This is a genomic window from Stenotrophomonas sp. RS-48, assembly GCF_030053245.1.
In the GTDB taxonomy this organism is placed as follows: Bacteria; Pseudomonadota; Gammaproteobacteria; order Xanthomonadales; family Xanthomonadaceae; genus Stenotrophomonas; species Stenotrophomonas maltophilia_P.
Map to the genome: position 1 here is coordinate 1 of NZ_JASGBV010000095.1, position 8,770 is coordinate 8,770.

The 8,770-nt window shown below is 67.6% G+C and carries 5 protein-coding genes; 3 read left to right on the forward strand and 2 right to left on the reverse strand.

The features are described 5' to 3' along the window. The 3 genes from QMZ25_RS16510 to QMZ25_RS16520 form a co-directional block, all read left to right on the forward strand. Nucleotides 1–562 (forward strand): alpha/beta hydrolase (locus QMZ25_RS16510; protein ID WP_283219960.1); only part of this gene is annotated, 562 nt, incomplete at its 5' end. Continuing rightward, nucleotides 559–2,196, forward strand: coding sequence for a carboxylesterase family protein (locus tag QMZ25_RS16515; protein ID WP_283219961.1), 1,638 nt, complete (start codon nucleotides 559–561; stop codon nucleotides 2,194–2,196). The genes QMZ25_RS16510 and QMZ25_RS16515, both read left to right, overlap by 4 nt. A 51-nt stretch (nucleotides 2,197–2,247) precedes the next feature. Continuing rightward, nucleotides 2,248–2,835: a cysteine dioxygenase family protein gene (locus tag QMZ25_RS16520; protein ID WP_053516003.1), complete on the forward strand. Its 588-nt coding sequence runs from the start codon at nucleotides 2,248–2,250 to the stop codon at nucleotides 2,833–2,835. 19 nt (nucleotides 2,836–2,854) lie between these two features. On the opposite strand, the gene QMZ25_RS16525 is transcribed toward QMZ25_RS16520, so the two are convergent. Both QMZ25_RS16525 and QMZ25_RS16530 read right to left on the reverse strand, forming a co-directional pair. Beyond that, on the reverse strand, nucleotides 2,855–6,655 hold the full coding sequence (locus QMZ25_RS16525; RefSeq protein WP_283219962.1) for a LamG-like jellyroll fold domain-containing protein: 3,801 nt from the start codon (nucleotides 6,653–6,655) through the stop codon (nucleotides 2,855–2,857). 137 nt (nucleotides 6,656–6,792) lie between these two features. Continuing rightward, nucleotides 6,793–8,770 (reverse strand): TonB-dependent receptor (locus tag QMZ25_RS16530; RefSeq protein WP_283219963.1); only part of this gene is annotated, 1,978 nt, incomplete at its 5' end.

The window sequence follows — 8,770 nt, forward strand, 5'->3', positions numbered from 1 at the left end:
CCGCCAGGCCGCGCTCGCCGACGCGCAGCGCGCGCTGCGGGTGGTGCGCGACCAGGCGCGACGGCGCGGGCTGGACGCGGACGACGTGGCGGTGATGGGCTTCTCGGCGGGCGGCCACGTCGCGGCGCGGCTGGCCACCGGCTTCGACATCGCCGTCCATCCCGCACGGGATGACCTCGACCGGCTGAGCGCCCGCCCGAGCCGTGCCGTGCTGGTCTACCCGGTGATCGACATGGGCGCGCATGCGCACAGCGGCTCGCGCGCCCGCCTGCTGGGTGAGCATCCGGGGACCTCGCTGCAGGCAGACTATTCGATGCAGCAGCGGGTACGTGGCGACATGCCGCCGACGCTGCTGGTCCACGCCGCCGACGACGCCGTGGTGTCGGTGCGCAACAGTGAACTCATGGCGCAGGCACTGGCGGGTGCGGGTGTCGAGCACGAACTGCACGTCTTCGCCCATGGCGGCCACGGCTTTGGCATGGACATCCCCGCGCGGTCGACGCTGGCACTATGGCCGCTGCTCGCACAACGCTGGCTTGGCCCTGCGGAGGACGCGCGATGAACGATGCGCCGGCCGACCTGCAGCGTCGGCGGTTCCTGCGCGACAGCGCCCGCTGGGCGCTGGCCACCGCGTCCGCTACGGCTGCCTTCACCGCATTGCCAACGCTGGCCAGCGTGCCGGGTGTCCGCGACGACCGCCTGCCATTGGCCCGGGTCCGTGGCGGGCGTGTGCGTGGCCAGCGCGAGCACGGGGTACTGGTGTTCCGTGGGCTTCGCTATGGTGCCGACACCGCTCAACACCGCTTCCAGCCGCCGCGGCATGAAGCTGCCTGGCGCGGCATCGCCGATGCACTGGAGTACGGTCCGGCCGCACCGCAGGGCGGCAGCGAAGGGCCCGGCAGCGAGGACTGCCTGTTCCTCAATGTGTGGACACCCGCGCTCGGCGACGGTGGACGCAGGCCGGTGCTGGTGTACGTGCACGGCGGTGGATTCAACAACGGGTCCGGCAGTGATCCGCTGTACGACGGCGCTGCGCTGTGTCGCCGCGGCGATGTGGTGGTGGTCACCCTCAATCATCGCCTCAACACGTTCGGCTATCTCTACCTGGGGGCGTTGGGCGATCCGCGCTACGCCGCCTCGGGCAACGTCGGCCAGCTCGACCTGGTACAGGCGCTGCAGTGGGTGCGGCAGCACGCGGCGGTCTTCGGTGGCGACGCGGCGAACGTCACGGTGTTCGGGCAGTCCGGCGGGGGCGCCAAGATCGCCACGCTGATGGCGATGCCTGCGGCCCGAGGGCTGTTCCACCGCGCGTGGACGATGAGTGGCCAGCAGGTCACCGCTGCCGGACCGCGCGCGGCCGCGCAGCGGGCTGCGATCGCGATGCAGGCCGTTGCTGCACGTGATGTGCAGGCCCTGCTGGACCTGCCGGTCGACGTATTGCTGGAAGCCACCCGTGCGCGTGATCCCTCGCGCGTGGAAAGCACGTCGCTGTACTTCGGCCCGGTGCTGGACGATGTGGTGCTGCCAGTGCATCCGTTCTGGCCACAGGCGCCGCAGCAGTCGGCGGCGATTCCGATGGTGATCGGCAACACCCGCGACGAGACCCGCGCGTTCCTCGGCAACGATCCCGCCAACTTCGCCCTGACCTGGGAAACACTGCCGGCACAGCTCGAACGACAGCAGTTCGTCGATCTGCGGCCGGAGACCGTGATCGCCGAGTATCGCCGCCTGTATCCGCACTACACGCCGTCCGAAGTGTTTTTTGCTGCAACCACGGCTGGCCGCAGCTGGCGTGGAGCGGTGGAGGAACTGGAAGCGCGGGCGCGCCAGCCCGCGGGCGCAGCACCGACCTGGGCGTACCAGCTGGATTGGGGGTCGCCGGTGGAGGAGGGTCGCCTGCGTGCTTTCCATACGCTGGACATCCCACTGGTCTTTGACAACGCAGGGCTGCCGGGCGCGCGCACCGGGGGGGGCGATGATGCCCGTGCGCTGGCGGCGACCATGAGCGAGGCCTTGATCGCCTTCGCCCGCAGCGGTGACCCCAATCACGCCGGATTGTCGCAATGGGCCCCTTATACGCTGCCGCAACGGCGGACAATGCTGTTCGATCGCACCAGTAGTGCCGTTGACGATCCGCGCGCAGGCGAGCGCGCGCTCTACGGAAAAGTGCCTTTCGTGCAGCGTGGCACGCAGTGATGACACCGCAGCACAAACATTCTGTTAACTCCGCTCGGCTAGAGTCGGGTCATGGGAGACACGTTCACGCCACTGCCGTTCGCCGGCCGGGAGCGCCTGCTTGCCGCCATTGATGGTGCGGTAGCGCTGGCGGATCCGCACGCGATCACCGAGGGCCTGCAGCGCGTGCTGCGTGATGCCATCACCGATCCTTCGATACAGCTGCCGCCGTGTGTACGGCGACCGGTGCGTGGTCACTACGCACGTCGTGAACTGCACCGCAGCCGGACCCTGGGGTACAGCGTCATCGCCATGTGCTGGGGCCCGGGGCAGGGTACGCCGCTGCACGATCACGATGCGATGTGGTGCGTGGAAGGCGTCTGGCAGGGCGAACTGCTGGTCACCCCGTATGCGCTGCTGGAGCGGAAGGGCACTCGCCACCGCTTTGCCGCGCAGCCTACGCTGTATGGTCAGCGCGGCAGCGCCGGCAGCCTGATTCCCCCGCACGAATACCACACGCTGCGCAATGCCAGCGATGCCGATGTGGCCGTGTCGCTGCACGTCTACCAGGGCGTGATGGAGCGCAGCGCGGTGTTCGAGCCGCTGGGCGATGACTGGTACCAGCGACGGGTGAAGCGGATGGAGACCGACGCGGCATAGGCCGCGCCGGCCGTCGCGTTCAGCGCGGCACGTCCACGACGTTGTTGAGCAGGGTCACTTCCTCGCCACCGTCAGCGAGGGCCACGCGCACGCGCAGGCCACCCCGATGACCGGCGGGGATCATCAGTGTCACGTGGGTGGTCTTCGGTTCCAGGTCATCGGGTGCCGCCATCGCGGGCACATCGGTACGCGCGATCTCACGGCCCGTGGTGTCTTCCAGGATCGCCACGCCCGCGCCGGTGGCCACGTGGCCCAGGCTGTGCACGGTCACCCGCACACGCTGGCCGTCCACCTGCACATCACCGCGGCCGACGCCCAGGTCGGCGCGTGTTTCCACCGGGCTGCCGGCGACAACGCGCTCGAACTCGAACAGTTCCGTGCGCCCGGGACGGAACTGCATCGGCACCGCGCTGCTGGTTTCCAGCCGCACCGTGCGCTCTGTCGGCGTGCCATCGATGCGTCCATCTCCATCGGCATCCACGCCGGCACGGATGCGCCACGTGCCGCTGGCAACGTTCCAGCCGGTCATGTCGGCACTGATGGTGCGGTTAGCCAGATTGTGGCTGGTGATGGTGAAGCGCTCGCGCGAGGGCGCATGCACCAGCAGTGCAACCTGTTCGGCGGCACCGTCGCGATCGAAGCGCCAGCTGACCGTATGCCCGGGCCAGCTCTGGTTACGCTTGAGCGCGATGCCCCCCAGCCGGGCACGCTGCAGGAACTCGCTGGGTGCTTCCACGCGATCGGACCACCAGTGGCCCTCGGTGTTCATGTAGGCCCGCAGCACCTTTGCCTGTAGTCCTTCGGCATGCAGTGCATCGATGTACTTCAGGTCACCACTGGCCTGCCAGGCCATCAGGCTGGCGAAACCGGTCTTTCCGGCGTCGGCTTCGGCAGTCAGCTGCGGATACCAGTCCTGCTGGCGTCCCAGCACCTCGACGATGTTCTCGCCGAGATTGGCCAGCGCGCCCGGTCCCCCGCGTGCCACGCGATAGTCCAGCGCCTGCAGGTACTTCGCATCGCCGGTCCAGCGCCAGGCGGCCCAGAAGGTATGCAGCGTGTCGCCGCCGCCGGAACCGTCGTTGAGTTCACCGCCGCGGGTGGCGCCGGTGGCCCAGTGGATCTCGTTGGGCAGGGTGAAGCGTCCTTTCGCGTCCGTGCCGGCATGGGCGAGATAGCTGTCGGCCAGGCCGGTCACCAGCCGGCGCCCGTTCGGATCGGCGTTGTACTGGCCCAGCAGGAACGCGGGGTGCAGCACCGGGAACGAATAAGGCTTCTGCCATTGCCAGTTCGGTTCGCGGTAGATCCTGTTGCCGCCGAACCAGTTGCTGGAGAACAGCAGGTGTCCCTGCGGATTGGGCAGGATGATCCGCTCGTCGAATGCCTTGACCGTCTCCATCAGCCGTTCCAGCGTCAGCGGATCGCCCCAGTTGAGGTACAGCATCGCGCTGTTGGTGTTGATGCCCTCTTCGTAGGCATGCAGCTCATCGGTTTCGATGGTGCTCAGGCCGTTGCTGAACATGCCATTGCGATACACCGCATCGGACAGGGCGGTGAGCGAGGCATTGAGGCGGTCCGGCTGCACGCCCATCAGCGCCAGGCCCGGCCACTGCTGGGTGAGATCGGAATCATCGGAGATGCCGCCGCCGAAGTCGCCGTAGGGCACCTGGCGATGGTCGATCCACCAGTCGACGAAGCGACGCACCTGTGCGAGGTCCTGCACCTGGTGGAAGGCCCAGGCCGGCACACCGGCGGGCACCGCCGGTGCGGAGTAGGGCGGCCGGCCCTGGCTGTTGTAGCTGATGTAGTTCCAGTACTGCCGCCCCAGTGCGTGGTCCGGATCGACCCGCAGCAGGTCGCTCAGATCGGCGTAGACGCGCGCATACAGGCGCTGTCGTTTGGAGGTGGTGTGCTCCTCCACCAGGAATCCCCAGTTGTCGCGCACCTGGTTGAAGCGGTCGGTCACGTGCTCCTTCAGCGCTTCGGCGCGCGGCTTGAACACCAGCCGGATCTGCGCGCCATCGAGCGCCCGGGCATCGAAGCCGGGCGCGGCCGAGGCGATGCTCAACCACAGGCTGTCAGGGGTGAGGATGCGGTCGCGCAGGTCCAGCCACAGGGTGCGCTTCTGTCCCGGCTGCACCGAGACCGACACGTCGATCATGTCGCGCGCCGGCCAGATCGGGTCCTTGATGCGGATGTTGAGCGGAATCAGGCCTTCATGCGTGGCCGCCAGATCCAGCGCGGGAAGATCGATGGCAACGCCGTCCAGGCCGTCGTGCATGTTCTCCCAGCTGTAGGCCCAGCTGCGGATCAGCGGCTGGTCGGGCGGCGCATCGCCTACCCCGGAAGGAATGAGCACGTGCACGATCGGGCGCGGCTGCGCGGGCAGGGTACCGGCATCGCGGCGGCGTGAGCCGGCCCCCTTGGGCAGCGCCATCACCGTGCTGCGTTCGGCCTCGGGATAGCGACCGTCGATGTAGCGGCGCAGGGCATCCAGATTGGTGTAGTCCGGCAGCGCCTGGCTGTCGATCGTGTAGGTCTGCTTGACCGTGCCGTCCGGCTCGCTGCCCTCGCTCACGGCGTAGGCCCAGATTTCCTGGATCGGCGTTTCCTGCTCGACGTTGCTGAAGCGCAGCACGCCGCCGCTGAGGGACGGGATCGGATCGACGCTGCGCACCACGCCGCGCGGGCGGGTGAACAGGGTGCGGGTGGCGGGCGCGGCGTCGCTGCCATGTGCCAGCGTGCCGAAGGCCGCGCCGCGGATCTCGATGCGGTTGACCGTCTCGCCGTCCGGCAGCGTCAGGTCCAGGTGCTTTCCACCCTCCACGTAGGTGTTCCAGTCCGGCAGCTGGAAGTAGTCGTTGCGTCCGGGCAGCCGCGAGCGGTTGTAGACGCCGGGCCATGTGGTCTCGGCGATGCCGTCGGTGGCCTTCCACATCCACGCCTTCAGATCGCGGGTGTCGGCGAATTCGACCTTGCGGATGCGGGTGGTCGGCGCGGTCAGCGCCGGTGGTGCGGCGCCGTCCCAGCCGAAGCGATGGCGCCAGGCACGCAGGCCTGCCTCGGGAACCTCGGCGGTGGTGGGCGTAACGCCACGGGCCAGCGCCGCCACGGCCGGCGCATCGAGCATGCGGTCGTAGATGCGGATGTGCTGGAAATCGCTGCCGCGCAGGAAGTTGTAACGGCTCTGTACCTGGTACGGTGCCATCACCCGACCGGCCAGGCCAAGCTGGTCCAGCGCGGCATCGTAGTCGCCGGTGGTCTGCGCGCGGGCCACTTCGCGTCCATCGATGAACAGGCGTACACCCTGGTCCTCGTCCCAGGCGAAGGCCAGATGCAGCCACTGGTCCGCGCGTGGCGGCGTGTCCATGCGGAACGAGACGCGGGTGCGGGCAAGATTGGCATCGGTGACGAACGCATCGAAACCGTGGCCGTTCCAGTCGATGCGCAGCCACGCCATGTCCCAGCTGCTGTGATCGGCATAGCCGACGCGGAAGATCACGAACGGGGCTTCGCCCACCGCGTACCGCGCACGCCAATCGAAGGCCAGGGTGCCGCGCTGGGCCAGGATGTTGCCCGGTGCATCCCACGCCAGGACGCCATCGTCCTGCCATTGGATGGCCTTGCCGCGTACACCGTCAGCGACCACCGCCACCCTGTCGCGGAAGTTCGGTATCGCCTCGCCGTGCGCCACGGTGGCCTGCAGGCCCTGGTTGGCGTCGACGTGGAACAGCAGGGTTGGGCCATCGGCAGCTGTCGCAGGGCCAGCAGCCAGGGCCACTGCCAGCAGCAGGCAGCGGGACAGGGTCGAGCGATGCGGCATCAGATGTTTCCTTTCAACGGGCGACAGCCGGCGTAGGGCCGCCGGACCGTAGCAAGGCCACGCCGCCACGGCACCTTGCGGCGCAGCAGCGGTCGTGGCGAACGGCGATGCACCGGTCGGCGCATCGCCGGCGCTGCTCAGAACTTGTAGCGCACGCCGAGCAGGAACTGACGGCCGGTCTCGGTGTACTGCAACGGCAGGCGGCCGGTCGCGGGCGAATACACCCACTCATCGGACGCTTCGTTGGTCAGGTTCACCCCTTCCAGGCTCAGTTCCAGCTGGTCACTGATCCGGTAACGGACCGACGCATCGATGACCGTGGTACCGGTCATGCCGTGGTAACCGTCCAGATTGAAGCCGGTTTCCTGGCCCGGCACCTGGGTCAGGTAGTCGTCGCGGTTGGTGGCCGAGATGCGCCCGGAGAAGGTGGTGCCTTCGTAGAACAGGGTCGCGTTCCACGAGGTGTTGGACAGGCCCAGCAGATCGTTCTTCATCACCGGCTGACCGGCCGAGTTGATGTACTGGATCTTCGAATCCACCCAGGTGTAGTTCAGCTGCAGACCGAGGTTGGCCCACTTGCCCGGCAGGAAGGTGAAGGGCTGGGTGTAGTTGGCTTCCGCGCCGAACAGCTCGCCACCCGGGGTGTTGACCGGACGGGTGAAGGTGAACTCATCGGTCGGCGATGCGCCGGTGCCGATCAGCAGTTCGGCAGGCAGGCCGCTGTCGGTGTACGGCCGATTCTCGCGCAGCGTCTGTACGGAGGTTTCGATGTCCTTGTAGAACAGGCCAAGGCCGGCCATGGCGCCTTCGGCGAAGTACCACTCGAAACTCAGATCGACATTGGTCGCGCGGGTCGGATCCAGGTTGGGGTTGCCGCTGGAGATGGTGCGTGCGCCACCGGCCACGGCCACAGTGGCACCCGGCGTCAGGCTGCCCAGGCCGGGTCGGGTCATCACCTTGGCCGCACCCAGGCGGATCAGGAAATCGGGGGTGACTTCGGCAACCAGGTTGAACGAGGGCAGGGTGTCGTCGTAGGTGCGGGTGGCGGTGGTGGACGTGGTGCCACTGGCCAGCGTCGACAGCCCGGTGGAGGACTGCTTGGTGCGCACATAGCGTACGCCGACGTTGCCGGACAGCGGCAGCGAGCCGATCTCGGTGGAGAACTCACCCATCAGGTAGGCACCGCGATCCTTCTCTTCCACGCTGCGCACGTTGTTGGCGCGCGGTGCGACGGCGTAGATGCCGCTGTTGCTGTAGATGTCGAACTGATCGGCGACGGCGTCCAGATCCGGCACCACCCAGTTCGAGGGATTGCCGCTGATGCCCTTCAGGCCGGCCTGCGTGGTCATGTCCACCGGAACGATCCTGCTGCCATCGGCGAAGGTGGGCACGGCCAGCTCGCTGCCACGGCGCAGTTCGGTGGTCTTGAACGTGTAATCCTTGGCCAGCACGCCACCCTTGAGGCGGAAGCCGGGGCTGATGTTCCAGTTGAAGTCGATCTGGCCGGTATCGAAATCATTGTCCACGTACTGCGGTCGCAGGCGGATCTCCGCCAGTTCCCAGCCGTTGGGATCGGTGGGATCGATGCCGTAGTTGAGGATCGGCGAGCGGTTGTTGCCCCGGTAGTCGTAGCTGTAGCCGTCGACGTCGTACTTGTCCATGATGATGGTGGTCTGCACCGGGTTCTCATGCCGGGACCGCGACACCCCCAGCTTGCCGGACAGGGTGAAGTCGTCGCTGAAGCGGTGCTGGCCGTTGAGGCTGATCTGCTTGAACTCGGTGCTCCACTCGTCGTGGCGGTTCTCGCTGCGGATGTCGACGTTGTCGAACTCGCCGTAGACCAGCGCGCTGTTCTCGATGACGCCGTTCCTGACGATCATCGACGGCTTGCCGGCCAGGCGTGGCTGGCTGGTGTTGGCACCGCGGCTGAAGGAAATCGCCTCGATGTAGTGCTCGTCGCGGGTGGCATCGATTTTCGAGTACAGCGCGTCCAGCGAGATCTCGGTCGCGTCGCTGGGCTTCCACTGCAGCGTACCGGTCACGCCCAGGCGCTTCTGCTCATGTTCCATCTGCACGTAGCGCGGGAAGCGCGGGTGGTAGACGTCGGCACTGCGC

Coding starts and splice junctions, on each gene's coding strand:
- QMZ25_RS16520 (WP_053516003.1), top strand. CDS start 2,248: ATGGGAGACACGTTCACGCCACTGCCGTTCGCCGGCCGGGAGCGCCTG.
- QMZ25_RS16525 (WP_283219962.1), bottom strand. CDS start 6,655: ATGCCGCATCGCTCGACCCTGTCCCGCTGCCTGCTGCTGGCAGTGGCC.
- QMZ25_RS16515 (WP_283219961.1), top strand. CDS start 559: ATGAACGATGCGCCGGCCGACCTGCAGCGTCGGCGGTTCCTGCGCGAC.